General features: G+C 61.9%; 15 protein-coding genes. 8 read left to right on the top strand and 7 right to left on the bottom strand.

The window, feature by feature from the left end:
* Positions 1 to 53: 53 nt before the first annotated feature.
* A complete protein-coding gene (locus I5S59_RS17315; protein ID WP_232239820.1) occupies positions 54 to 2,057 on the bottom strand; it encodes a BCCT family transporter in 2,004 nt (667 codons plus the stop codon).
* A 420-nt stretch (positions 2,058 to 2,477) separates the two neighbouring features.
* On the opposite strand from I5S59_RS17315, the gene betI reads away from it, so the two are divergent.
* The 7 genes from betI to trxC all read left to right on the top strand — a co-directional run bounded on the left by betI (position 2,478) and on the right by trxC (position 13,984).
* The gene (betI, locus tag I5S59_RS17310) at positions 2,478 to 3,143 is read left to right on the top strand and encodes a transcriptional regulator BetI (protein WP_128321711.1); all 666 of its coding nucleotides are present in this window, start codon (positions 2,478 to 2,480) and stop codon (positions 3,141 to 3,143) included.
* A gap of 30 nt (positions 3,144 to 3,173) precedes the next feature.
* Complete coding sequence (betB, locus tag I5S59_RS17305) at positions 3,174 to 4,646, top strand: betaine-aldehyde dehydrogenase (protein ID WP_197877696.1); 1,473 nt, start codon at positions 3,174 to 3,176, stop codon at positions 4,644 to 4,646.
* A gap of 81 nt (positions 4,647 to 4,727) precedes the next feature.
* A complete protein-coding gene (betA, locus tag I5S59_RS17300) occupies positions 4,728 to 6,425 on the top strand; it encodes a choline dehydrogenase (RefSeq protein ID WP_197877695.1) in 1,698 nt (565 codons plus the stop codon).
* Between the two features lie 309 nt (positions 6,426 to 6,734).
* Entirely contained in the window at positions 6,735 to 8,477 is a 1,743-nt protein-coding gene (locus I5S59_RS17295) for a potassium/proton antiporter (protein WP_128321714.1), read from the top strand.
* 39 nt (positions 8,478 to 8,516) lie between these two features.
* Positions 8,517 to 11,870 (top strand): mechanosensitive channel MscK, encoded by a 3,354-nt coding sequence (mscK, locus tag I5S59_RS17290; protein ID WP_197877694.1) that lies wholly within the window; start codon positions 8,517 to 8,519, stop codon positions 11,868 to 11,870.
* A gap of 58 nt (positions 11,871 to 11,928) precedes the next feature.
* Positions 11,929 to 13,389 carry a protein adenylyltransferase SelO gene (gene selO, locus I5S59_RS17285; protein ID WP_197877693.1) on the top strand — a complete coding sequence of 487 codons (1,461 nt, stop codon included), beginning with the start codon at positions 11,929 to 11,931 and terminating at the stop codon, positions 13,387 to 13,389.
* A 160-nt stretch (positions 13,390 to 13,549) separates the two neighbouring features.
* Complete coding sequence (gene trxC / locus I5S59_RS17280; protein ID WP_197877692.1) at positions 13,550 to 13,984, top strand: thioredoxin TrxC; 435 nt, start codon at positions 13,550 to 13,552, stop codon at positions 13,982 to 13,984.
* On the opposite strand, the gene I5S59_RS17275 is transcribed toward trxC, so the two are convergent.
* The gene (locus I5S59_RS17275; protein WP_197877691.1) at positions 13,981 to 14,754 is read right to left on the bottom strand and encodes a ParA family protein; all 774 of its coding nucleotides are present in this window, start codon (positions 14,752 to 14,754) and stop codon (positions 13,981 to 13,983) included. The genes trxC and I5S59_RS17275 overlap by 4 nt on opposite strands.
* An 86-nt stretch (positions 14,755 to 14,840) precedes the next feature.
* Complete coding sequence (locus I5S59_RS17270; protein ID WP_197877690.1) at positions 14,841 to 15,728, bottom strand: LysR family transcriptional regulator; 888 nt, start codon at positions 15,726 to 15,728, stop codon at positions 14,841 to 14,843.
* Positions 15,729 to 15,841: 113 nt separating this feature from the next.
* Between I5S59_RS17270 and I5S59_RS17265 the strand changes: the two genes are divergently transcribed.
* A complete protein-coding gene (locus I5S59_RS17265; protein WP_197877689.1) occupies positions 15,842 to 17,101 on the top strand; it encodes an MFS transporter in 1,260 nt (419 codons plus the stop codon).
* Between the two features lie 56 nt (positions 17,102 to 17,157).
* On the opposite strand, the gene I5S59_RS17260 is transcribed toward I5S59_RS17265, so the two are convergent.
* From I5S59_RS17260 to gltB, 4 genes are all read right to left on the bottom strand, one after another.
* Positions 17,158 to 17,505, bottom strand: a complete 348-nt coding sequence (locus I5S59_RS17260) for a YgiW/YdeI family stress tolerance OB fold protein (RefSeq protein ID WP_197877688.1) — start codon at positions 17,503 to 17,505, stop codon at positions 17,158 to 17,160.
* 111 nt (positions 17,506 to 17,616) lie between these two features.
* The gene (gene hemE / locus I5S59_RS17255) at positions 17,617 to 18,681 is read right to left on the bottom strand and encodes a uroporphyrinogen decarboxylase (RefSeq protein ID WP_197877687.1); all 1,065 of its coding nucleotides are present in this window, start codon (positions 18,679 to 18,681) and stop codon (positions 17,617 to 17,619) included.
* Positions 18,682 to 18,879: 198 nt separating this feature from the next.
* A complete protein-coding gene (locus I5S59_RS17250; RefSeq protein ID WP_197877686.1) occupies positions 18,880 to 20,298 on the bottom strand; it encodes an FAD-dependent oxidoreductase in 1,419 nt (472 codons plus the stop codon).
* Positions 20,299 to 20,331: 33 nt separating this feature from the next.
* On the bottom strand, positions 20,332 to 24,777 hold the full coding sequence (gene gltB / locus I5S59_RS17245) for a glutamate synthase large subunit (RefSeq protein WP_197877685.1): 4,446 nt from the start codon (positions 24,775 to 24,777) through the stop codon (positions 20,332 to 20,334).
* Positions 24,778 to 24,978 lie beyond the last annotated feature (201 nt).

Here is a 24,978-nt window from a genome sequence, read left to right as displayed (position 1 = left end):
GACAAAGGCCCTGTTCTCGCGAACAGGGCCTTTGGGGTCATGCACCGAACGGGTTAGCTGTACACCCGTCCCAGCAGCTGCCGATGGCTCTCGAATTGATCGAGCACATCGCGAGTAATCTGGTCAGGTGTGAAGCCCATCAGATCGTATTCCTGGCTGCCGTTCTGCAGGTACACCTCGGCACGGTAGAAGCGCTGGCGCACTTCGCTTTCGCCTTCGACCGGCGCTTCGCTTGGCGCGGCCAGGTAGCCGTCCAGGCTCACTTCGTAAACGAACGGGTTACCTTCTTCCATCATCACCCGCAGGCCCATGGTCGAACGCGACTGGCCGACCCGGGTTTCCACCTCGACACCCAGGTTCTGCAACTGCTGCGCCGCATCCTTGAGCGCCGGGCTGACCTGCTTGTCCATGAAACGCTGGACCATGGCCTGGGTCGGTTGCAGATCGAGCTGGCTCAGGCGCTCGCTGAAGCCGCGGCGACCGCGAGCGGCCAGCTCGGCTTGTTCCTGTTCGATCTGGCTGTCCTGTTTCATGGCCTTGTACAGGCCGAACATGAACAGCACCAGCACCACCGAGAACGGTAGCCCGGCCAGTACCACCATGGTCTGCATGGCGGCGAAGTTACCGGCAAACAGCAGACCGACGGTCACCAGGGTGATCACCACCGACCAGAACACCACCATCCAGTGCGGCGCATCTTCGTCGACCTGGCCGCCTTTGCACGACAGGTTAGCCATCATCACTGCGCCAGAATCGGCCGGGGTGAGGAACAGCACGAAGCCGACGAACACTGCCACACCAATGACAATCTTGGCCGCCGGGAAGAACTCCAGCAGTTGGTAGATCGACATCGACGGCTGTTCGAGTGCGGTCTTGCCCAGCTCCACGGCGCCGTGGTTCATCACCAGGTCCAGCGCGGTGTTGCCGAAGATCGACAGCCAGGCCAGGGTGAAGCCCAGCGGGATCAGCAGCACCCCGGCAACCAGCTCACGCACGGTGCGGCCCTTGGAGATACGTGCGATGAACATGCCGACGAACGGACCCCAGGAAATCCACCAGGCCCAGTAGAACACGGTCCACAGCCCCAGCCAGCGCTCGGACTTGCCCGCCTCGCTTTCGTAGACGTAAAGGTCGAAGGTCTTCAGCACGATGCCGTTGAGGTAGTCGCCGATGTTCTGCACGAAACCATTGAGCAGGTGCAGGGTGTCGCCCGCCAGCAGCACGAAGATCAGCAGGCCGCTGAACAGCATGATGTTCAGGTTCGACAGGCGACGGATGCCGTTCTCCACCCCGGAAACCGCAGCCACGGTGGCCACGGTAGCCATGACCAGGATCACGATCAGCAGGTTGGTCTTGCTGTGGTCCATGCCGAACAGGTATTCCAGGCCCGAGGCCACCTGCATCGAACCGATACCCAGGTTGGTCACCAGACCCAGCAGCGTCACGAACATGCCGAAGATGTCCACGGCGTGACCGGCGCCACCCTTGACCCAGCGCTCACCCATCAGCGGGTACAGCGCCGAGCGCAGGGCCAGCGGCTGGTTGTGACGGTAGGCGAAGTAACCCACAGCCAGGCCGACCAGCGCATAGATCGCCCAGCCGTGCAGGCCCCAGTGCAGGAAGGTCAGCTGCAGGCCCTGGCGCGCGGCCTCGGCGCTGGCCGACGTGCCTTCTGGCGGGTTGAAATAGTGATCCAGCGGCTCGGAAGCGCCGAAGTACAGCAGCGAAATACCGATACCCGAAGAGAACAGCATGCCGGCCCATGCGCCGTAGCTGAAGTCGGGTTTGTCATCCTTGCCGCCCAGCTTGAGCTTGCCGAAGCTGGAGAAGGCCAGAACGATGACGAACACCAGGTAGCCGCCGATCACCAGCATGTAATACCAGCCGAAGCTGCGCGTCAGCCAGGTCTGGGCGACATTGAGCACTTCGCCGGCTTTTTCCGGTACAGCGATAAGCAAGGCAGTCAACACAAGGATCAGCAACGCGGAGGTGACGAACACCACGCTATTGACCCGGACCCTCTCGGTGGGGGTCTTGATAAGGGAGGCAGAACTCATTGCACGTAGGCTCCGGGCAGTGCGAGAGAAACGAAAACAACCTTTCCCTGAGCAAATGGTGCAATAGCCCCACAGCAGCAGGTGTTATAAAAGCACTCTGAAAAACCGTGATCCCGAATCGATTGCATTGAAAAAATCAGATCAAAAGTCCCTCTTCGAGGCTTGACCGCGCAGTCAGCGACCGCTCGGCAGATCTGTTCAACGCACCGTTTGCGCCCGTAAACACCTTGTGTTCCGGGGGTTCCACGTCTTTTTGGGGTGCCAATTTGGGCCAATCGACTGTAGGAAAAAGCTGTCAATGGCACAGATTGTCGCAGAGCTTATTCTTTGTTGATTGAACGTTCAATCAAAACAAAATAGACTGGCCTTCGCCGAGGCAGCCGCTCGTCGACTGCTCGCAGGCCTGAGGAGATTTGCAAAATGCCCAAGGTCGGTATGCAACCCATTCGCCGCCAACAGTTGATCGAAGCCACATTGCTGGCGGTCGACCAGGTCGGCATGGGGGATGCCAGCATTGCGCTGATCGCCCGTTTGGCCGGTGTGTCGAATGGCATCATCAGTCACTACTTTCAGGACAAGAACGGCCTGATCGCAGCGACCATGCGGTACTTGATGAGCGTGCTGAACGAGAACGTCGCCGCCCGCCGGCAGGCGCTCAAGGACAACAGCCCGCGTGCCCACCTGCAGGTGATCATCGAAGGCAACTTCGACGCCAGTCAGGTCAACGGCCCGGCAATGAAAACCTGGTTGGCGTTCTGGTCCACCAGCATGCACCAGCCGTCATTGCACAGGTTGCAGCGGATCAACGATCACCGCTTGTATTCCAACCTGTGCTGTCAGTTCCGCCGTGTACTGCCGCTCGCCGAAGCGCGCAGCGCGGCCCGTGGACTGGCAGCGTTGATTGACGGTCTGTGGCTGCGCGGTGCGCTGTCCGGAGACGCCTTCGACACCGACCAGGCGCAGCAAATCGCTTACGAATACATGGATCTACAACTGGCGAAGCAGACGAGCCCGAACACACAAACCCGGGCCTCTGAACCATCACGCGCCGCAAATGCCCAACGGGCAGGAGCGCCGCTCGGATAGCCAAAAACACACTGCACTTGCGAGGACACTATGGCCCGTTTCGAACTGCAAAAACTCTACATTGATGGTGGTTATGTCGACGCTTCCAGCGACGCTACCTTTGACGCCATCAACCCGGCCAACGGCGAAGTCCTCGCTCAGGTACAACGTGCTACCCAAGCCGACGTCGAGCGTGCTGTAGAAAGCGCCGAGCGCGGCCAGAAAGTCTGGGCAGCAATGACCGCCATGCAGCGTTCGCGCATCCTGCGTCGTGCCGTCGACATCCTGCGTGAGCGCAATGACGAACTGGCCGCCCTGGAAACCCTGGATACCGGCAAGTCGTACTCCGAAACCCGCTACGTCGACATCGTCACCGGTGCAGACGTGCTGGAATACTACGCAGGCCTGGTACCGGCCATCGAAGGCGAGCAGATCCCGCTGCGCGACAGCTCGTTCGTCTACACCCGCCGCGAGCCACTGGGCGTAACCGTCGGCATCGGCGCCTGGAACTACCCGATCCAGATCGCCCTGTGGAAATCCGCACCTGCCCTGGCGGCCGGTAACGCGATGATCTTCAAGCCGTCGGAAGTCACCTCGCTGACCACCCTGAAACTGGCCGAAATCTACACCGAAGCCGGCCTGCCGGACGGTGTGTTCAACGTTCTGACCGGCAGCGGCCGCGAAGTCGGCACCTGGCTGACCGAGCACCCGCGCATCGAGAAAATCTCTTTCACCGGCGGCACCACCACCGGCAAGAAAGTCATGGCCAGCGCTTCGAGCTCGACGCTCAAGGAAGTCACCATGGAACTGGGCGGCAAGTCGCCGCTGATCATCTGCGAAGACGCCGACCTCGATCGCGCCGCCGACATCGCCATGATGGCCAACTTCTACAGCTCGGGTCAGGTCTGCACCAACGGCACCCGCGTCTTCATCCCTGCCTCGATGAAAGCGGCCTTCGAAGCCAAGATCGCCGAGCGCGTTGCACGCATCCGCGTTGGCAACCCTGAAGACGAGAACACCAACTTCGGCCCGCTGGTCAGCTTCGCCCACATGGAAAGCGTGCTCGGCTACATCGCCAAGGGCAAGGAAGAAGGCGCACGCGTACTGTGCGGCGGCGAGCGTCTGACCGAGGGCGATTTCGCCAAGGGCGCGTTCGTGGCACCGACCGTGTTCACCGACTGCCGTGACGACATGACCATCGTCAAGGAAGAGATCTTCGGCCCGGTGATGAGCATCCTCTCCTACGAAACCGAAGAAGAAGTCATTCGTCGCGCCAACGATACCGAATACGGCCTGGCCGCCGGCGTCTGCACCAACGACATCAGCCGCGCCCACCGCATCATCCACCAGCTGGAAGCCGGTATCTGCTGGATCAACGCCTGGGGCGAGTCGCCTGCTGAAATGCCGGTTGGCGGCTACAAGCAGTCCGGTGTCGGCCGTGAGAACGGCGTGAGCTCGCTGGCGCAATACACCCGCATCAAATCGGTACAGGTAGAGCTGGGCAGCTACAACTCGGTGTTCTGAGCACCCCTGTAGCCGCGCCCGGTCCGCAAGGCCCGGGCGCTATCCCGCTTTCCTGCCTACTGCCAACATGAGGGAACAGCAATGTCCCATGAATTCGATTACATCATCGTCGGTGCCGGTTCTGCCGGTAACACCCTGGCGACCCGCCTGACCGAAGACGAAGGCGTCACTGTATTGCTGCTCGAAGCCGGCGGCCCGGACTACCGCGCCGACTTCCGCACCCAGATGCCGGCCGCCCTGGCTTTCCCGCTGCAGGGCCGCCGCTACAACTGGGCCTACGAGACCGATCCGGAGCCGCACATGGACGGCCGCCGCATGGAATGCGGTCGCGGCAAGGGCCTGGGTGGCTCGTCGCTGATCAACGGCATGTGCTACATCCGCGGTAACGCCATGGACTTTGACGGCTGGGCTGAACTGCCAGGCCTGGAAGACTGGACCTACCTGGACTGCCTGCCGTACTTCCGCAAAGCGGAAACCCGCGACATCGGCGCGAACGACTACCACGGCGGCGAAGGCCCGGTCAGCGTGACTACGCCGAAAGCCGGCAACAACCCGCTGTTCCACGCCATGGTCGAAGCCGGCGTACAGGCCGGTTACCCGCGTACCGAAGACCTCAACGGCTACCAGCAGGAAGGTTTCGGTCCGATGGACCGTACCGTGACGCCCAAAGGCCGTCGTTCCAGCACCGCCCGCGGTTACCTGGACACCGCCAAGAAGCGTTCGACCCTGACCATCGTCACCCACGCCCTGACTGATCGCGTCGTGTTCGACGGTAAGCGTGCCGTTGGCGTGACCTACCTGGTCGGCGCCAGCGAAGAGCGCGTGGAAGCCCGTGCGCGCAAGGAAGTCATCGTCTGCAGCGGTGCCATCGCCTCGCCGCAGCTGCTGCAACGCTCCGGTGTCGGCCCGGCCGAACTGCTGAAAAGCCTCGACATCCCGGTGGTCCACGACCTGCCGGGCGTCGGTGAGAACCTGCAGGACCACCTCGAGCTGTACCTGCAATACGCCTGCACCCAACCAGTCTCCCTGTACCCGTCGCTGCTCTGGTACAACCAGCCGGCCATTGGTGCCGAGTGGCTGTTCAACGGTACCGGCATCGGCGCCAGCAACCAGTTCGAGGCCGGCGGTTTCATCCGTACTCGTCCCGAGTTCAAGTGGCCGAACATCCAGTACCACTTCCTGCCGGTGGCGATTAACTACAACGGCAGCAATGGCGTACAGGAACACGGTTTCCAGGCGCACATGGGTTCGATGCGTTCGCCAAGCCGCGGCCGCATCCAGGCCAAGTCGAAAGACCCACGCCAGCACCCGAGCATCCTGTTCAACTACATGGCTACCGAGCAGGACTGGCAGGAGTTCCGTGACGGCATCCGCCTGACCCGCGAAATCATGGCCCAGCCGGCGCTGGACGCCTACCGTGGTCGCGAAATCAGCCCGGGTGCCGACGTGCAGACGGACGAGGAACTCGACACGTTCATCCGTGAGCACGCCGAAACCGCGTTCCACCCGTCCTGCTCGTGCAAGATGGGCACCGACGACATGGCCGTGGTCGATGGCCAGGGTCGCGTGCATGGCATCCAGGGTCTGCGTGTGGTCGATGCCTCGATCATGCCGATCATCATCACCGGCAACCTCAACGCCACCACGATCATGATCGCCGAGAAAATCTCCGACAAGATCCGTGGCCGCCAGTCGTTGCCACGCAGCACTGCCAAGTACTACGTTGCCAAGGATGCACCGGTAAAAGGCAAAGCGATGCGTGAGGTCAAGCAGGCGTAATAACCCTGCGATCCGTGGGAGCCAGGCTTGCCGGCGAAACAGGCACTGCGGTGTGTTGGTTACACCGCATTATCGTTCTTCGCGGGCAAGCCTCGTTCCTACAAGGGCAGCACACTACCTGTAGGAGCGGCTTTAGCCGCGAAAGGGCCATCCCAGGCAACACAAAAAAAGGCACCCATCGCGGTGCTTTTTTTTCATCTGCAGAAACGCTTTACATGCCGCCAATTCATCAGGTTAGAATCGATTGGCACGCGAACTGCTTATCCACAGCTGATCGCCCCCTTCCTGCTTTTCCCCGGAGTACTGCCTTTGGATGCGTCCACCATCAATAGCCTGTTCTTGATCGGCGCATTGCTGGTAGGTGCAAGTATTCTGGTCAGCTCACTGTCATCGCGCCTGGGCATTCCGATCCTGGTCATCATTCTCGCCGTCGGCATGCTCGCCGGCGTCGATGGCGGCGGCATCATCTTCAACAATTACCCGACCGCCTACCTGGTGGGCAACCTGGCACTGGCGGTGATCCTCCTCGATGGCGGCTTGCGCACGCGCGTGGCGAGTTTCCGCGTCGCCCTCTGGCCCGCGCTGTCGCTGGCCACGGTAGGCGTACTGATCACCACCGGCCTGACCGGCATGGTCGCCGCCTGGCTGTTCAACCTGAGTCTGATACAGGGCCTGCTGATCGGCGCGATCGTTGGATCAACCGATGCCGCAGCGGTGTTTTCCCTGCTCGGCGGCAAAGGCCTGAACGAGCGGGTAACCGCGACGCTGGAAATCGAGTCGGGCAGCAACGACCCGATGGCGGTGTTCCTCACCGTGACCCTGATCGATATGATCGCCAGCGGCCAGACCGGCCTGCACTGGAGCCTGTTGACCCACCTGTTGCGCGAGTTCGGCATTGGCGGCCTGCTGGGCCTGGGTGGCGGCTGGCTGATGCTGCAACTGGTCAACCGCATCAACCTCGCCGGCGGCCTGTACCCGATCCTGGTAGTCGCTGGCGGCCTGGTGGTGTTCTCCCTGACCAACGCCCTGCACGGCAGCGGCTTCCTTGCGGTCTACCTGTGCGGCCTGGTGCTGGGCAACCGGCCGATCCGTAGCCGACACGGCATTCTGCACATGCTCGACGGCATGGCCTGGCTGGCCCAGATCGGCATGTTCCTGGTGCTGGGGCTGCTGGTCACCCCACACGACCTGCTGCCCATCGCCCTGCCCGCCCTGGGCCTGGCGCTGTGGATGATCATCTTCGCCCGGCCGTTGTCGGTGGTGGCCAGCCTGCTGCCGTTCAAGGCCTTCCACGGCCGCGAGAAAGCTTTTATTTCCTGGGTCGGATTGCGCGGTGCGGTACCGATCATTCTGGCGGTGTTCCCGTTGATGGCCGGGCTACCCGATGCCCAGCTGTTCTTCAACCTGGCGTTCTTTATCGTGCTGGTTTCGCTGCTGGTGCAAGGCACCAGCCTGCCGTGGGTGGCCAAGCTGCTCAAGGTCACGGTACCACCAGACCCTGCGCCCATCTCGCGCTCGGCCCTGGAAGTGCACATCACCAGCGAGTGGGAACTGTTCGTCTATCGCCTGGGTGCGGAAAAATGGTGCATCGGCGCCGCCCTGCGTGAACTGAAAATGCCTGAAGGCACCCGTATTGCGGCCCTGTTTCGCGGCCAGCAACTGCTCCATCCGTCGGGAAGTACCACCCTGGAAGTCGATGATCTGCTCTGCGTGATCGGCCACGAACACAACCTTCCAGCCCTCGGCAAGCTGTTCAGCCAGGCGCCACAGCGTGGTCTCGATCTGCGCTTCTTCGGTGACTTTGTGCTCGAAGGTGACGCAGAACTGGGGGCTGTAGCGGCGTTGTACGGTTTGCCACTGGCCGGCCAGGACCCGCACATGCCACTGAGCCGCTTCATTGCGCAGAAGGTCGGCGGCGCGCCGGTGGTCGGCGACCAGATCGAATGGAACAACACGCTGTGGACCGTGGCGGTAATGGAAGGGAACAAGATCAGCAAAGTGGGCGTCAAATTCCCCGAAGGAACTCGACCCGGCCCCGGGTTGTTCCTTTAAACTCATTACTTCGCCCCTGCTTGCTAGAACATTCTGCCTATGTCCCTGCGCACCATTGTATGCGCAGCCCTGCTCGGGCTGTGCCTGTCACTCTCCTCCGCCTGGGCGGCAGAACCGCCGACCAGTGCGTCCATACAAAACAGCCTGGACAAGATCGCCGAGCGCAAACTGCCCGAGGCCGAGCAGAAAGCCCTGCAGCAGGTGCTCGAGCAAACACTGGCCTTCCTCTCCAGCAAGGAAGACGCCGAGAAAAAGCTGGTTGCGCTCAAGCAACAGCTCGCCGATGCACCGCACAAGACCAGCGAGAACCAGCGCGAACTGCGCAAGCTCAATGACAGCAAGGTCGTGCCGGTCGCCCAGCGCTATGCCACCCTGAACGTACCGCAGCTGGAACAGATACTGTCCGAACGCAACACCGAGCAGGGTGAGCTGCAAAAGGCCCTGTCTGAAGCCAACAGCCTGACCATCACCTCGCAAACCCGCCCCGAGCGTGCCCAGGCCGAAATCAGCGCCAACCAGACCCGCGCACAGCAGATCAACACCAGCCTGAAAATTGGCAAGGACGGTGGCAAGACCTTGTCCGCCGACCAGCGCAACCAGCTCAACGCCGAACTGGCCGCGATCAATGCCATCACCGTGCTGCGCCGCCAGGAACTGGCGGGCAACAGCCTGCTGCAAGACCTGGGCAACAGCCAGCACGACCTGCTGATCGAGCGCGTCGCACGCCTGGAACAGGAAATCCAGGACCTGCAGACCCTGATCAACCAGAAGCGCCTGGCGCAGTCCCAGCAGACGGTTACCGAGCAGTCGCTGGAAGCCCAGAAAGCCGGCGGCAGTACCTTGCTGGCCACCGAAAGCGCGGCCAACCTCAAGCTCTCCGACTACCTGCTGCGCAGCACCGACCGCCTCAACGAACTCACCCAGCAGAACCTCAAGACCAAGCAGCAACTGGACAGCCTGACCCAGGCCGACCAGGCCCTGGATGAACAGATCAACGTGCTGCGCGGCAGCCTGTTGCTGTCGAAGATTCTCTACAAGCAGAAGCAGTCGCTGCCGCACCTGAAGGTCGACCGCGACCTCGCCGACCAGATTGCCGATATCCGCCTGTATCAGTTCGAGATCAACCAGCAGCGTGAGCAGATCACCAGCCCGAGCGCCTACGTCGACAAACTGCTGGCCAACCAGCCCGAGGAAAACGTCACCCCGCAACTGCGCAAGGCCCTGCTGGAAGTCGCGTTCACCCGCAACGACCTGCTCGAACGCCTGAACCGCGAACTGAGTGCGCTGCTGAACGAGTCCATCACCCTGCAGCTGAACCAGAAACAACTGCTCAGCACCTCGCAGAGCCTGCGCAAGACCCTCGACGAGCAGATGTTCTGGATTCCGAGCAACAAGCCGCTGGACCTGGAGTGGCTGAGCACGGTGCCCGAGCGCCTGAAAAAGCAGCTGATCAGCCTGCCGTGGGGCGCCGGGATCAAGGAACTGGGCGATGGCCTGCTGCAGCGCCCCTTGTTGTTCCTGCCGCTGCTGCTGTTGATCGGCGCGCTGCTGTGGCGCCGCAAATACCTGTATGCCCGTCTGAACAAGGTCCACAAGGACGTTGGTCACTTCAAGCGTGACAGCCAGTGGCATACACCGCAGGCGATCCTGATCAACATTCTCCTGGCCCTGCCGGTGAGCCTCGGCCTGGCGCTGTGCGGCTTCGCCCTGCAGATCGACGCCCGCGGGCAGAATGCCAACCTCGGCGCCGCGCTCTGGCAGGTCGCCCAGGCCTGGATGGTGTTCTACACCGCCTACCGCATCCTGGCTCCTGGCGGCGTGGCCGAACTGCATTTCCGCTGGGAAAAGCCCCAGGTCGAGTTCCTGCGCGGGTGGATCCGGCGTCTTGGCGCTGTGGTCCTGGCACTGGTCGGCGTCGTCGCCGTGGCCGAGCACCAACCGTCGGCACTGGCTGACGACGTGCTGGGTATTGGCGTGGTACTGACCTGCTACGCCTTGATGACCTGGTTGCTCAGCCGCCTGCTGATCAGCAGCCCGGCCCACCGCAACACTTCGCTGTTTCGCCAGGCGGTGGGGGTGGCCTTCACCGCCCTGCCGATCGCCTTGTTCATCGCCGTGTGCTTTGGCTACTACTACACCGCCCTGAAGCTCACCGATCGCCTGATCGACACCCTCTACCTGCTGATGTTCTGGCTGGTCATCGAGGCGGCGTTTGTCCGCGGCCTGGCGGTGGCTGCCCGCCGCCTGGCGTACCAGCGCGCCCTGAGCAAGCGCCAGGCCACCAAGGAAGGCCTGGACGGCGAGGTCATCGTTGAAGAGCCGACCCTGGACATTGAACAGGTCAACCAGCAGTCGCTGCGCCTGATCCGCCTGGCTCTGCTCGGCGGCTTTATCGGAGCGCTCTACTGGGTCTGGTCCGACCTGATCAGCGTGGTCGCCTACCTCGACAACATCACCCTGTACGAATACACCAGCGGCACCGGCGCGACCATGAGCATGGTGCCGATCAGCCTCAGCGACCTGCTCGGCGCGCTGGTGATCATCGGCATCACCATCGCCCTGGCCGGCAACCTGCCGGGCTTGCTGGAAGTGCTGGTGCTGTCCCGCCTGAACCTGGCCCAGGGCAGCGCCTACGCCACCACCACCCTGCTCTCCTACGTGATTGCCGGGGTCGGTTTCGTCTCGACACTCTCGGCCCTGGGCGTGAGCTGGGACAAACTGCAGTGGCTGGTCGCCGCACTGTCGGTCGGCCTGGGCTTTGGCATGCAGGAGATCTTCGCCAACTTCATCTCCGGCATCATGATCCTGTTCGAGCGCCCGGTGCGTATCGGTGACACCATCACCATCGGCAACCTGTCCGGTACGGTCAGCAAGATCCGTATCCGCGCCACCACCATCACCGACTTCGATCGCAAGGACATCATTGTCCCGAACAAGACCTTCATCACCGGGCAACTGATCAACTGGTCGCTGACCGACACCGTCACCCGCGTCACCCTCAAGCTGGGTGTCGACTACGGTTCGGACCTGGACCTGGTGCGCGAGTTGCTACTCAAGGCGGCCAAGGACAACCCGCGGGTGCTCAAGGAGCCGGAGCCGATCGTCTACTTCCTCAACTTCGGTGAAAGCACCCTCGACCATGAACTGCGCATGCACGTGCGCGACCTGGGTGACCGCAACCCGGTACTGGACGAGATCAACCGCTTCATCAACAAGGAGTTCAAGAAGCAGAAGATCAACATCTCGTTCCGGCAGATGGAGGTCTACCTGAAGAACATGCAGGGCCAGGAATACAAGATGGTGCCGGTGGAGCAGCACGACAAGACGGTGATCGTGAAACCGTCAGAGAGTGACGACAAACCGGACGACACCGCGCCAGGCAAACTGGCCTGACTGGACGCAGACGGCCATACCCTTGCAGAATACTCAGGTTTTCTTCAGGAGATGGCCGTTGAAAGCCCTCGACGAACTGACCTTCGACAACCGTTTCGCCCGCCTGGGCGATGCCTTCTCAACCTCGGTGCTGCCCGAGCCGATTGCCGAGCCGCGCCTGGTGGTTGCCAGCGACGCCGCCATGGCCTTGCTCGACCTGGAGCCGACCGAGGCGCACTCGCCGGTATTTGCCGAACTGTTTGGCGGCCACAAGCTCTGGAGCGAAGCCGAACCCCGGGCGATGGTCTATTCCGGGCACCAGTTCGGCGGCTACAGCCCGCGCCTGGGCGATGGCCGCGGTTTGCTCCTCGGTGAGGTCTACAACGACGCCGGCGAGCACTGGGACCTGCACCTCAAAGGTGCCGGGCAAACCCCCTATTCGCGCATGGGTGACGGCCGGGCCGTGCTGCGTTCGTCGATCCGTGAGTTCCTGGCCAGCGAAGCCCTGCACGCCCTGGGTATCCCGAGCAGCCGCGCCTTGTGCGTCATCGGCTCGAGCACGCCGGTATGGCGTGAAGCCCAGGAGCGCGCGGCGATGGTGCTGCGCCTGGCGCCGAGCCATGTGCGCTTCGGTCACTTCGAGTACTTCTATTACACCCGTCAGCCCGAGCAACAGCGCATCCTTGCCGAGCACGTGCTGAGCCAGCACTTCCCTGAGTGCCAGACCGAGCCCGAACCTTATCTGGCGATGTTTCGCAGCATCGTCGAGCGCAACGCCGAGCTGATTGCCCTGTGGCAAGCCTACGGTTTCTGCCATGGCGTGATGAACACCGACAACATGTCGATTCTGGGCATCACCTTCGACTTCGGCCCGTTCGCCTTCCTCGATGACTTCGACGCCAACTTCATCTGCAACCATTCCGACGACCAGGGCCGTTACAGCTACAGCAACCAGGTGCCGGTCGCCCACTGGAACCTCAGTGCCCTGGCCCAGGCACTGACGCCGTTCATCAGCGTCGAGGCGTTGCAGCAGACCCTGGCGTTGTTCCTGCCACTGTACGAAGCGCACTACCTGCACCTGATGCGCCGTCGCCTGGGGCTGACCGAGGCACACGAAGACGACAAGGCCCTGATCGAACGTTTGCTGCAACTGATGCAGCCCGGCGCGGTGGATTACACCCTGTTCTTCCGCAAGCTCGGCGAGCAGCCTGCCGACGAGGCGGTGCGCGTGGTCCGTGATGACTTCATCGACCTGGCCGGATTCGACCGCTGGGCAGACGACTACCTGGCCCGCATCGCCCGCGAGCCTGGCAATGCCGAAGGGCGCCGCGAACGCATGCATGCGGTCAATCCGCTCTACATCCTGCGCAATTATCTGGCGCAACGGGCCATCGAGGCCGCTGAAGGCGGTGACTATGAGGAAGTGCGGCGCCTGCATCAGGTGCTGTGCAAGCCGTTCGAGGAACAGCCGGGCATGCAGACCTATGCCGAACGACCGCCAGAATGGGGCAAGCACCTGGAGATCAGTTGCTCGTCGTAATGGTGACAGCGGTGTGATCCGCAGGCGCCAGGCTTGCCGGCGAAACAGACGCTGCGGTGTACCTGCTGCATCGCGTTATCGTTATTCGCGGGCAAGTCGGATCGCCGCCCGCACGCTCCTACAGTCCCTTGAACAACCGTTAATTTGCAAGGAGCCTTTCATGACTGAACCTTTGGTAATACCCTGCCCCCACTGCAACGGCCTGAACCGCATCCCCGCCGAGCGCCTCGGCGACACGCCCAAATGCGGCCACTGCAAAAACCCGGTGCTGCTGAGCAAACCCTTCGATCTCAAGCAAGGCGACTACGCCAGCCAGATCAAAGGCGACCTGCCGATTCTGATCGATGTCTGGGCTGACTGGTGCGGGCCGTGCAAATCCTTTGCACCTATCTTCGAGCAGGCTGCCAGCCAGTTGAGCGGGCGCTGCCGCCTGGCCAAGCTGGACAGCGAGGCCAACCAGCAACTGGCGGGGCAATTGGCGATACGTTCGATCCCCAGCCTGATCCTGTTCAAAAATGGCCGGGAAGTGGCGCGCCAGAGCGGCGCATTCCCACTCCAGCAACTCCTGGAGTGGTTGCGCAGCCAAGGGGTCTAGGCGTTCTCTTCGAGCAGTGCGTGCAACTCGACAAACTGCTGGGTCAGCTTGTGGCGGGGTTCCAGATGAATCAATGGCAGGTTGGCCTGGTGCGATTCACGCATCTTCACTGAACTGTTGAGGTACACCGGCAATACCGGCAGGCCTTCGGCCAGCAACTCGTCGAGCATCTGCTGGGGCAGGCTGGCCCGTGCCTGGAACTGGTTGACGACGATGCCTTCGACTTGCAGGTCTTCGTTGTGGTCGTCCTTGAGCTCTTCGATTTCAGCCAGCAGACCGTACAGTGCCTGACGGGAAAAGCTGTCACAGTCGAAGGGGATCAGTACACGATCAGCGGCGATAAGCGCAGAAACCGCATAGAAGTTCAACGCAGGTGGCGTATCCAGATAGATCCGGTCGTAGTCTTCGTCCAGATCGTCGAGCAGCTTACGCAGCTTGTTGATCTTGTGTTTGGCCTCAAGCTTGGGCTGCAGGTCGGCCAGTTCGGCGGTGGCGGTGACCACATGCAGGTTGTCGAAAGGCGTTTCGTAGATATCGACCTTGTTCTTCTTGGCAAACGGCCCGGAAGACAGGGTCTGCTTGAAGAAGTCGGCAATACCCATGGGAATGTCCTCACCGGTCAGCCCGGTCAGGTACTGGGTCGAGTTGGCCTGGGCATCCAGGTCGATCAGCAAGGTTCGATAGCCTTCACTGGCACTTACCGCCGCCAGGTTGCAAGCGATGCTCGATTTACCCACACCACCTTTCTGATTGAACACCACGCGCCGCATGGAAAGACCTCCGTGTTTCAGGGAAGGCCCGAGTATGTCGGCGCGGCGCCGGATTATCCAGCACCATCCAGCCCTTCGATGCGGCGCTACGGTTCAGCGCACAGCAGTGCCGCAAAAGCGTCGGCCATCACCGACGCCGACTCACGTCGTTGCACCAGCCACACGGCGGTGTCCGCGCCTTCGTCGAGCAACCGGCGATAGACCACGCCGTCGATGCGCATGCGCTGGAACGACGCCGGCAGCACCGATACACCAAGGCCTGCCGAGACCAGGCCGATGATGGTCATCGCCTCGCTCGCCTCCTGGGCAAAATGCGGGCTGAAGCCCGCCTGCCGGGCGAGGTTGAGCAACTGCGCGTACAAGCCACTGCCATAGCTGCGGGGGAAGAACACAAACGGCTCGTCAGCCAGCGCCGCGATGTGCAACCCGCCTTCGCTGCCACCGGCCAAAGGATGAGCGGCGTTGATGACCGCGACCAGCGGTTCGCGGAACAGCTCGGTTGCCACCAGGCTGTCGGGTAACGACAAGGGGCGGATCAAGCCGATCTCGATGGACTCGTCGAGCAAAGCATCGGCCACCGCCTGGCTGCTCATCTCTTCAAGATTCAGGTGCACGGCCGGAAAACGCTGGCGAAATGCATAAATGGCCTTGGGGATACTGGAGTTGAACGGCGCCGACGAGGTGAAGCCGATCTTCATTTCGCCCAGCTCTCCGAGCTGCGCGCGCCGGGCTACATCGGCAGCCTTGTCCACCTGGGCCAGCACCAGGCGCGCCTCCTCGAGGAACAGCCGACCCGCCTCGCTGAGCGCGACCCGACGATTGGTACGCTCGAACAGCCGCGCGCCCAGCTCCTGTTCCAGCGCCTGGATCTGCTGGCTCAGGGGCGGCTGGGAGATGCCCAGCAGCTCGGCAGCCCGGCCAAAATGCAGCTCTTGGGCCACGGCGATAAAATAACGCAGGTGCCGCAATTCCATGATCGCTCCAATAGGTCGCAAAACCTCTCAAACAGGTCGAACAATATATTGGAAATGATCATTAGCCAGCTATATGCTTTTTTCACTTCTGGTTGTGACGCCCGAGGTCACCCGTGAAAACTGCTGTTGCTCCACTCGTCCACGATGTTCCCCCGCTCCCTGTCGACGCCCCCGCCGCCCTTGCTGAACGCTGGATAGAAAAAGGCACACCGGCCTTTCTGCGCACGGTGCTGGCCCTGTTCTGCGGCGGCTTTGCCACCTTTGCGCTGCTCTATTGCGTGCAGCCGATGATGCCGATGCTGTCCCATGAGTACTCGATCAATGCCGCACAAAGCAGCCTGATCCTCTCGGTGTCGACCGGCATGCTGGCCTTCGGCCTGTTGATCACCGGGCCCATCTCCGATCGCATCGGCCGCAAGCCGGTGATGGTCTTCGCGTTGTTTTGCGCCGCCTTGTGCACCATCGTCAGCGCGCTGATGCCCAGCTGGCACGGCGTGCTGCTGACCCGGGCGCTGCTGGGGCTGTCATTGAGCGGCCTCGCGGCAGTGGCCATGACTTACCTGAGCGAAGAGATCCACCCGCAACACATCGGCCTGGCGATGGGCCTGTACATCGGCGGTAACGCGATTGGCGGCATGAGCGGCCGGCTGATTACCGGCGTACTGATCGACTTCGTCAGCTGGCACACGGCCCTGCTGGTGATTGGCTGCCTGGCCCTTATCGCCGCCGTGGTGTTCTGGAAAGTGCTCCCCGAGTCACGCAACTTCCGCCCGCAGTCGATGCATCCGCGCAGCCTGCTGGAGGGCTTTACCCAGCACTTTCGTGATGCCGGCCTACCGTGGCTGTTCCTTGAGGCGTTCCTGCTGATGGGGGCCTTCGTCACCCTGTTCAACTACATCGGCTACCGCCTGCTGGCTGATCCCTACCACATGAGCCAGGCGCTCGTCGGCCTGCTGTCGGTGGTGTACCTGTCGGGCATCTACAGTTCGGCACAGATCGGTGCCCTGGCCGACAAGCTGGGACGGCGCAAGGTGTTCTGGGGCACCATCGTGCTGATGTTCGGCGGCCTGTTGATGACCCTGTTCAGCCCCTTGCTGCTGGTGATCGTCGGCATGCTGGTGTTCACCTTCGGCTTTTTTGGCGCACATTCGGTGGCCAGCAGCTGGATCGGACGGCGCGCGACCAAAGCCAAGGGCCAGGCCTCGTCGCTGTACCTGTTCAGCTATTACGCGGGGTCGAGTGTGGCCGGGACGGCCGGTGGCATTTTCTGGCATGAAGCCGGCTGGAACGGCATCGGTCTGTTCATCGGCAGCTTGCTGGTGGTGGCCTTGCTGGTGGCAGTGCACCTGAGCCGATTGCCGCCCAAGGCGTGAGTATCGTCACACCATCGCCAGCAAGCCGGCTCCAACGCAGGTTGGAGCCAGGGCTTTCAGTTGATGACTTCAACCAGATCCACATCCACTTCACGGCTCATCAGGTGCTTCTCGACTTCACCGGTCAGTTTGACCTTGGTCTTTTCGTCGAAGGCCACCGGCGGCATGTCTTCCTTGTCGATCTCGACCGTGAGGGTGCCGGTGGTGTCCTTGAACTCGAACTTGTCATCGTTGTTCAGCTTCTTCACCACATAGCCCTGCAGCACCACCGGCGTGTCATCAGCGGCGTCGTTGGCGGCAGCAACCGTGGTTACCGGTTGTGCGCCCGGGCCGGTATAGCCAGCGGCCAGGGCAGCGGTACTGAACAGCGGGGCAAGCAGCAGTGCGAGGTAGCGGGTTTTCATGATGAAGATCCTGTCCGGGTTTTGATGAAGACAGGTTATCCGGGCAGGCTGAACTGAAGCTTAAAAGCAAAACGCCCGGCATTGGCCGGGCGCTTCATACTGCTGAAAAGCTTACTGGTGGTACTGCGCCGACAGCTCGTGCACGGCGTTGATGAATGCACCGGCATGCTCAGGATCGACTTCCGGGGTAATGCCGTGGCCGAGGTTGAACACGTGGCCGCTGCCATTGCCATAGCTGGCCAGGATACGCCCGACTTCAGCACGGATGGCTTCCGGCTTGGCGTACAGCACCGTCGGGTCCATGTTGCCTTGCAGGGCAACCTTGTTGCCAACCCGCTGACGGGCTTCACCGATATCGCAGGTCCAGTCCAGGCCCAGGGCATCGGCGCCAGCGTCGGCAATGCTTTCCAGCCACAGGCCGCCGTTCTTGGTGAAGAGGATCACCGGCACCTTGCGACCTTCGTGCTCGCGGATCAGGCCGCTGACGATCTTGCGCATGTAGGCCAGGGAGAACTCCTGGTACGCCGCCGCCGACAGGTTGCCGCCCCAGGTATCGAAGATCTGCACCGCCTGTGCACCTGCCAGGATCTGGCCGTTGAGGTAGGTGGTCACCGACTGCGCCAGCTTGTCGAGCAGCAGGTGCATGGCCTGCGGGTTGTCGTAGAGCATGGCCTTGGTTTTGCGGAAGTCTTTCGACGAGCCGCCTTCAACCATGTAGGTGGCCAGCGTCCACGGGCTGCCGGAGAAGCCGATCAACGGCACACGGCCATTGAGCTCGCGACGAATGGTGCTGACCGCGTCCATGACGTAGCCGAGGTCTTTCTGCGGATCAGGGATCGGCAGCGCCTCGATATCGGCCAGGGTACTGACGACTTTCTTGAAGCGCGGACCTTCGCCGGTCTCGAAATACAGGCCCTGGCCCATGGCGTCGGGAATGGTGAGGATGTCGGAGAAGAGGATCGCGGCGTCCAGCGGGTAGCGGTCCAGCGGCTGCAGGGTCACTTCACAGGCGAACTGCGGGTTCATGCACAGGCTCATGAAGTCACCGGCCTTGGCGCGGCTGGCGCGGTACTCCGGCAGGTAGCGGCCGGCTTGGCGCATCATCCAGACAGGCGTGACGTCTACGGGTTGCTTGAGCAGTGCACGCAGGAAACGATCGTTCTTCAGGGCAGTCATGTCGGCATCCGGAAAAAAAGTGCGGGCATTTTCTCAGACACCAACGGAAAAGGCACGGTAAGTACCGTGCCTTTTGTCTATCGACTTGTGACAGGTCAATAGATTTAGTTAAAAGCATCGCCGGCAAGGCCGGCTCCCACAAGGTTTGAGGTGTCTCCAGGACCTGTGGGAGCTGGCCTTGCCAGCGATGAGGCCTTGTCAGACCTCCAGGTAATCCAAGATTCCCTCGGCGGCATTGCGCCCTTCGAAGATCGCCGTCACCACCAGGTCAGAACCGCGGACCATGTCGCCACCGGCGAAGATCTTCGGGTTGCTGGTCTGGTGCTTGTAGGTGTTCTTCTCCGGTGCCACAACGCGGCCCTGGCTATCGGTCTGGATGCTGAACTGCTCGAACCACGGAGCCGGGCTCGGACGGAAACCGAACGCGATGACCACGGCGTCGGCCGGGATGATCTCTTCGGAGCCCGGGATCGGCTCGGGGCTGCGACGGCCACGGGCGTCCGGCTCGCCGAGACGGGTCTCGACCACCTTTACGCCTTCGACCTTGTCTTCACCGACAATGGCAATTGGCTGGCGGTTGTAGAGGAATTTAACGCCTTCTTCCTTGGCGTTCTTCACCTCTTTGCGCGAGCCTGGCATGTTCGCTTCGTCACGGCGGTAGGCACAGGTCACGGCCTTGGCGCCCTGGCGGATGGAGGTGCGGTTGCAGTCCATTGCCGTATCGCCACCACCGAGCACCACAACCTTCTTGCCCTTCATGTCGACGAAATCTTCCGGCGACTTTTCAAAGCCCAGGTTGCGGTTGACGTTGGCCACCAGGAAATCCAGGGCATCGTGCACACCTGGCAGGTCTTCACCGGGGAAGCCGCCCTTCATGTAGGTGTAGGTGCCCATGCCCATGAACACTGCATCGAACTCTTCGAGCAGTTGTTCCATGCTGATGTCCTTGCCCACCTCGGTGTTGAGGCGGAACTCGATACCCATGCCGGTGAAGACTTCGCGACGATTGCTCAGCACGGTCTTTTCCAGCTTGAACTCGGGGATACCGAAGGTCAGCAGGCCACCGATTTCCGGGTTGCGGTCGAACACCACCGGGGCCACACCCCCGCGCACCAGCACGTCGGCACAACCCAGGCCGGCCGGACCGGCACCGATGATGGCAACACGCTTGCCGGTCGGCTTGACCTTGGACATGTCCGGGCGCCAGCCCATGGCGAAGGCGGTGTCGGTGATGTACTTCTCCACCGAACCGATGGTGACCGCGCCGAACCCGTCGTTGAGGGTGCAGGCACCCTCGCACAGGCGATCCTGCGGGCACACCCGGCCGCACACTTCCGGCAGGGTGTTGGTCTGGTGCGACAGCTCGGCGGCGGCGAGGATGTTGCCTTCGGAAACCAGCTTCAACCAGTTGGGGATGAAGTTGTGTACCGGGCACTTCCACTCGCAGTACGGGTTGCCACAGCCCAGGCAGCGGTGGGCCTGTTCGGCCGACTGCTGGGGTTTGAAGGGCTCGTAGATCTCCACGAACTCTTTCTTGCGTTGACGCAACAGTTTCTTCTTCGGATCCTTGCGCCCGACCTCGATGAACTGGAAGTCATTACTCAGACGTTCAGCCATGTTCAAAACCTCATCAAACTCTTCAGGCGCATATCACTGCGGATTGGCACGGGTGCTGGACAGCAGGTTCTTCAGGTTGGCCGCCTTTGGCTTGACCAGCCAGAAGCGACGCACGTAGTCGTCCAGGTTTTCCCAGAGCTCGCGTCCCCATTCGCTGCCGGTTTCTTCGACGTACTCAGTCAGCACGCGGTGCAGGTGGCTGCGATACGCCTCCATGGCCTCACCGGTGATGCGCTGGATTTCCACCAGCTCGTGGTTGAGCTTGTCGACGAAGCTGTTGTCCATGTCCAGCACGTAGGCGAAACCGCCGGTCATGCCAGAGCCGAAGTTGTAGCCCGTCTTGCCCAGTACGCAGACAAAACCACCGGTCATGTATTCACAGCAGTGATCGCCTGTACCCTCGACAATCGCGTGGGCACCGGAGTTACGCACAGCAAAGCGCTCGCCCGCGGTACCGGCGGCGAACAGCTTGCCACCAGTGGCGCCGTACAGGCAGGTGTTGCCGACAATGGCGCTGTGCTGGGTAGCGAACGGGCTGCCCGCAGGCGGCACGATGACCAGCTTGCCGCCGGTCATGCCTTTACCGACATAGTCGTTGGCATCACCTTCGAGGTACATGTTCAGGCCACCGGCGTTCCACACCCCGAAGCTCTGACCGGCAGTGCCCTTGAAGCGGAAGGTGATCGGCGCTTTGGCCATGCCCTGGTTGCCATGCAGACGGGCAACTTCACCAGAAATGCGTGCACCGATGGAGCGGTCGCAGTTGCAGATATCCAGCTCGAATTCGCCACCGGACAGGTCGCGGATCGCCGGCAAGGCCATCTGCACCATCTTCTCGGCCAGCACGCCCTTGTCGAATGGCGGGTTGCGGTCGACTTCGCAGAACTGCGGCTTGTCGGCCGGCACGTGCGGGCTGCCCAGCAGCGGGCTGAGGTCGAGGTGCTTCTGCTTCTCGGTTTCGCCCGGCAGCATTTCCAGCAGGTCAGTACGACCGATCAGGTCGCCGAGGCTGCGAACGCCCAGCTTGGCCAACCACTCGCGGGTCTCTTCGGCCACGTAGGTGAAGAAATTCACCACCATGTCGACGGTACCGATGTAGTGGTCCTTGCGCAGCTTGTCGTTCTGGGTCGCCACGCCGGTGGCGCAGTTGTTCAGGTGACAGATACGCAGGTATTTGCAGCCCAGGGCGATCATCGGTGCAGTGCCGAAGCCGAAGCTTTCGGCACCGAGGATGGCGGCCTTGATCACGTCGAGGCCGGTTTTCAGGCCGCCGTCGGTCTGCACCCGGACCTTGCCGCGCAGGTCGTTGCCGCGCAGGGTCTGGTGGGTTTCAGCCAGGCCCAGCTCCCACGGCGCGCCAGCGTACTTGATCGAGGTCAGCGGCGAGGCGCCGGTGCCACCGTCGTAGCCGGAAATGGTGATCAGGTCAGCGTAGGCCTTGGCCACACCGGCGGCGATGGTGCCGACACCGGCTTCTGCCACCAGTTTGACCGAAACCAACGCCTGCGGATTGACCTGCTTGAGGTCGAAAATCAGCTGCGACAAGTCTTCGATCGAGTAAATGTCGTGGTGCGGCGGTGGCGAAATCAGGGTCACGCCAGGCACGGCGTAGCGCAGCTTGGCGATCAGGCCGTTGACCTTGCCGCCTGGCAGCTGACCGCCTTCGCCCGGCTTGGCGCCTTGAGCGACCTTGATCTGCAACACCTCGGCGTTCACCAGGTACTCCGGCGTGACACCGAAACGGCCGGTGGCCACTTGTTTGATCTTGGAGCTACGGATGGTGCCGTAGCGGGCCGGGTCTTCACCGCCCTCACCGGAGTTGGAGCGGGCACCGAGGCGGTTCATTGCTTCGGCCAGGGCTTCGTGTGCCTCCGGCGACAGTGCGCCGAGGGAAATACCGGCGGAGTCGAAACGCTTGAGGATGTCCTGCAACGGCTCGACTTCTTCCAGCGCCAGAGCCTGGTCGGCGACCTTGACCTTGAGCAGGTCGCGGATCATCGACACCGGACGCGAATCGACCAGCGCCGTATATTCCTTGAACTTGGCGTAGTCGCCCTGCTGCACGGCAGCCTGCAGCGTGTTGACCACATCCGGGTTGTAGGCGTGGTACTCACCGCCGTGGACGAACTTCAGCAGACCACCTTGCTGGATCGGCTTGCGCGGGCTCCAGGCTTCGGCGGCGAGCAGCTTCTGCTCGTTCTCGATGTCGACAAAGCGCGCGCCTTTGAGGCGGCTGGCGACACCACGGAAGCTCAGCTCGACGACTTCTTCGGACAGGCCGACGGCTTCGAACAGCTGCGCACCACGGTAGGAACCGATGGTCGAGATACCCATCTTCGACAGGATCTTCAGCAGGCCCTTGGAGATGCCCTTGCGGTAGTACTTGAACACTTCGTCCAGGTCACCGAGCACTTCGCCAGTGCGGATCAGGTCGGCCAGCACTTCGTAGGCCAGGTACGGGTATACGGCCGAAGCACCGAAACCGATCAGTACGGCGAAGTGATGCGGGTCACGCGCGGTGGCGGTTTCAACCAGGATGTTGCTGTCGCAACGCAGGCCCAGTTCGGTCAGGCGGTGATGCACCGCACCGACAGCCAGCGAGGCATGCACCGGCAGTTTGCCCGGAGCAATATGACGATCGCTCAGCACCAGCTGGGTCTTGCCGCTGCGCACGGCTTCTTCGGCCTGGTCGGCGATGTTGCGCACCGCGGCTTCCAGACCCAGGCTTTCTTCATAGTTGAGGTCGATCAGCTGACGCTCGAAGCCTGGGCGGTCGAGGTTCATCAGCGAACGCCACTTGGCTGGCGAAATCACCGGCGAGCTGAGAATGACCCGCGAGGCGTGCTCAGGGGATTCCTGGAAGATATTGCGCTCGGCACCCAGGCAGATCTCCAGCGACATGACGATTGCTTCACGCAACGGGTCGATCGGCGGGTTGGTGACCTGGGCGAACTGCTGACGGAAGTAGTCGTAGGTCGAACGCACGCGCTGGGAGAGGATCGCCATCGGCGTATCGTCACCCATCGAGCCGACCGCTTCCTGGCCTTGTTCGCCGAGCGGACGCAGCACCTGATCACGCTCTTCGAAAGTGACCTGGAACATCTTCATGTATTGCTTGAGCTGGTCGGCGTCGTAGCTGGCCACGCCCTGGTCGTCGCTGAGGTCGGCCTGGATGCGCAGGGCATTCTGGCGCAACCAGCGCTTGTACGGGTGGCGCGACTTCAGACGGTTGTCGATGGCGTCGGTGTCGAGAATCTGGCCGGTCTCGGTGTCCACGGCGAAGATCTGGCCCGGGCCGACACGCCCCTTGGCGATCACGTCTTCAGGCTTGTAGTCCCACACGCCGATTTCCGACGCCAGGGTGATGTAGCCGTTCTTGGTGGTGACCCAGCGCGCCGGACGCAGGCCGTTGCGGTCGAGCAGGCAGACCGCGTGGCGACCTTCGGTCAATACCACGCCGGCCGGGCCGTCCCACGCCTCCATGTGCATGGAGTTGTATTCGTAGAAGGCGCGCAGGTCGGCGTCCATGGTCTCGACGTTCTGCCACGCTGGCGGAATGATCATCCGCACGCCACGGAACAGGTCGATGCCGCCGGTAACCATCAGCTCGAGCATGTTGTCCATGCTCGAAGAGTCGGAGCCGACACGGTTTACCAGCGGGCCGAGTTCTTCCAGGTCCGGGATCAGGTCGTTCTCGAACTTGGTCCGGCGGGCCTGGGCCCAGTTGCGGTTACCGGTAATGGTGTTGATCTCGCCGTTGTGGGCGAGGAAGCGGAATGGCTGCGCCAGCGGCCATTTCGGCAGGGTGTTGGTCGAGAAGCGCTGGTGGAACACGCAAATGGCGGTCTGCAGGCGCTCGTCGTCCAGGTCCGGATAGAAGGCGGCGAGGTCCGCCGGCATCATCAGGCCTTTATAGATAATGGTCTTGTGCGAAAAGCTGCAGATGTAGTGGTCGGTGTCGGCGGCGTTGGCCACGGACGAGCGACGACGGGCGCTGAACAGCTTGATGGCGAATTCCTGATCGCTCAGGCCGTCACCGCCGACGAACACCTGCTCGATCTGCGGCAGGCGCTCCAGCGCCAGGCGACCGAGGACGCTGGTGTCGATCGGCACCTTGCGCCAGCCCACCAGTGTCAGGCCCGCGGCGAGGATCTCGCGGTTCATGTTGTCGCGTGCCGCTTCTGCCTTGGTGGCGTCCTGATTGAAGAACACCATGCCGACCGCGTACTGCTTGGGCAGCTCAACGCCGAACTGCTCCTGGGCGACTGCGCGCAGGAACTGATCAGGCTTTTGCATCAACAGGCCACAACCGTCGCCGGTCTTGCCGTCAGCGTTGATACCACCGCGGTGGGTCATGCAGGTCAGTGCCTGCATAGCTGTTTGCAGAAGGTGGTGGCTGGGTTCACCCGTCATATGGGCGATCAGGCCAAAACCACAGTTATCCTTGAATTCTTCGGGATGGTACAGACCTGTTTTCATAGACACTTTCTCACCAGGTTCGCCTCTCACCAAGGCAAATCTCTTTTTAGTACAACCACTTACCATCCACGCCGAACGAATGCCAGCTTTGCGGGGGCAATAGGGGAGCCATTGTTGCACAGCGACAGGGAAGCCCACAAATTTACGACGAAATGTCGTAAGTCCATGTCGCATTTTTGAATGTTTTTAAGCGTGCGCCGT

Source organism: Pseudomonas alkylphenolica (assembly GCF_016009175.1).
GTDB classification, from domain to species: Bacteria; Pseudomonadota; Gammaproteobacteria; order Pseudomonadales; family Pseudomonadaceae; genus Aquipseudomonas; species Aquipseudomonas alkylphenolica_B.
Note: the sequence above shows the minus strand (reverse complement) of the source record. Positions and strands in the feature narration are given on the sequence as shown.

Excerpts from the sequence above, each read along its gene's own strand:
- I5S59_RS17275 (WP_197877691.1), bottom strand. The coding sequence starts at position 14,754 with ATGCGGCGCGTGGTGTTCAATCAGAAAGGTGGTGTGGGTAAATCGAGC.
- betI (WP_128321711.1), top strand. The coding sequence starts at position 2,478 with ATGCCCAAGGTCGGTATGCAACCCATTCGCCGCCAACAGTTGATCGAA.
- gltB (WP_197877685.1), bottom strand. The coding sequence starts at position 24,777 with ATGAAAACAGGTCTGTACCATCCCGAAGAATTCAAGGATAACTGTGGT.
- betA (WP_197877695.1), top strand. The coding sequence starts at position 4,728 with ATGTCCCATGAATTCGATTACATCATCGTCGGTGCCGGTTCTGCCGGT.
- I5S59_RS17315 (WP_232239820.1), bottom strand. The coding sequence starts at position 2,057 with ATGAGTTCTGCCTCCCTTATCAAGACCCCCACCGAGAGGGTCCGGGTC.
- mscK (WP_197877694.1), top strand. The coding sequence starts at position 8,517 with ATGTCCCTGCGCACCATTGTATGCGCAGCCCTGCTCGGGCTGTGCCTG.
- hemE (WP_197877687.1), bottom strand. The coding sequence starts at position 18,681 with ATGACTGCCCTGAAGAACGATCGTTTCCTGCGTGCACTGCTCAAGCAA.
- betB (WP_197877696.1), top strand. The coding sequence starts at position 3,174 with ATGGCCCGTTTCGAACTGCAAAAACTCTACATTGATGGTGGTTATGTC.
- I5S59_RS17270 (WP_197877690.1), bottom strand. The coding sequence starts at position 15,728 with ATGGAATTGCGGCACCTGCGTTATTTTATCGCCGTGGCCCAAGAGCTG.
- trxC (WP_197877692.1), top strand. The coding sequence starts at position 13,550 with ATGACTGAACCTTTGGTAATACCCTGCCCCCACTGCAACGGCCTGAAC.
- I5S59_RS17260 (WP_197877688.1), bottom strand. The coding sequence starts at position 17,505 with ATGAAAACCCGCTACCTCGCACTGCTGCTTGCCCCGCTGTTCAGTACC.
- I5S59_RS17250 (WP_197877686.1), bottom strand. The coding sequence starts at position 20,298 with ATGGCTGAACGTCTGAGTAATGACTTCCAGTTCATCGAGGTCGGGCGC.